The sequence below is a fragment of the Mycobacterium sp. SMC-13 genome (genome assembly GCF_045311035.1).
Taxonomy (GTDB): domain Bacteria; phylum Actinomycetota; class Actinomycetes; order Mycobacteriales; family Mycobacteriaceae; genus Mycobacterium.
This window is the reverse complement of sequence record NZ_JBJIAI010000098.1, coordinates 1-1,005: the sequence shown is the minus strand read 5'-3', so window position 1 is coordinate 1,005 and position 1,005 is coordinate 1. Positions and strand designations below refer to the sequence as shown.

The window sequence follows — 1,005 nt, the reverse complement described above, 5'->3', positions numbered from 1 at the left end:
GATGTCGTTGCCGCGGACCTCGCGCATCTCCTGGTCGGACGCGGTCAAGAGATCGCGGCCGCGGAAACGGATCGCACCGGAAGGATGCGAGGCCGTCGGATACGGCAACAGCTTCAATACCGACAGCGCGCTGACGGATTTTCCCGAACCGGATTCGCCGACCACGCCGAGGCTCCTGCCCGGCATGACCTGCGCCGTCACGCCGTTGAGCGCGTGCACCTGCGCCGCCGGCTTGAACAGGCTATCGCGCGGCAGCGTGTAGCGCTGCGCGAGGTCCTTCACCGCGAGCAGCGGCGTTCCGGGTGAAGGCTGGTCCGGCATCGTCATGCGCCGACGCTCCCAGCAGCCATCGAGACGTCGGTCCTGATGCAACGCACGCCATGCGCGGCGCCGACATCGACCACGACCGGCAGCGCCGCGCGGCAGCGCGCCTCGGCGATCGTGCAGCGATCGGCAAAGGTGCAGCCCGCGGGCAGGTCGGCCAGCTCCGGCACCGTGCCGGCGATGGTCTTGAGCCGCGTCCCCTTGCGCGCGCCGAGCCGCGGGCGGGCGCGGAACAGGCCCTGGGTGTAGGGATGACCCATCCGCGTGAACACGGCATTGGTCTCGCCGCTTTCGACGACGGTGCCGCCATACATCACCATCATGCGCTCGACATTCTCGGCGATCACGCCGAGATCGTGCGAGATCAGGATCATCGACATGCCGCGCTCCGCCACGAGGCCGGCGATCAGATCGAGGATCTGGCCCTGGATGGTGACGTCGAGCGCGGTGGTCGGCTCGTCGGCGATGATCAGCTCCGGCTCGGCGCAGATCGCGAGCGCAATGACGACGCGCTGACGCATGCCGCCCGAGAATTCGTGCGGGTAGCCGTCGATGCGCTTCTCGGGGGCGGGAATGCCGACCTCGGCGAGCAAGTCGATGGCACGCCTGCGCGCGGCGCTCTCGCTGAGGTTGGTGTGGGTGCGGATGGTTTCGATGATCTGGTCGCCGATCCGGTAGAGC

At 68.6% G+C, this 1,005-nt stretch carries 2 protein-coding genes; both read right to left on the bottom strand.

What is annotated here, in order from left to right:
• A partial coding sequence (locus ACJH6I_RS31870) for an ATP-binding cassette domain-containing protein (protein ID WP_406785205.1) occupies nt 1–327 on the bottom strand: 327 nt, incomplete at its 3' end.
• On the bottom strand, nt 324–1,005 hold a 682-nt coding region (locus ACJH6I_RS31865), incomplete at its 5' end, for an ABC transporter ATP-binding protein (RefSeq protein ID WP_406785204.1). The genes ACJH6I_RS31865 and ACJH6I_RS31870, both read right to left, overlap by 4 nt.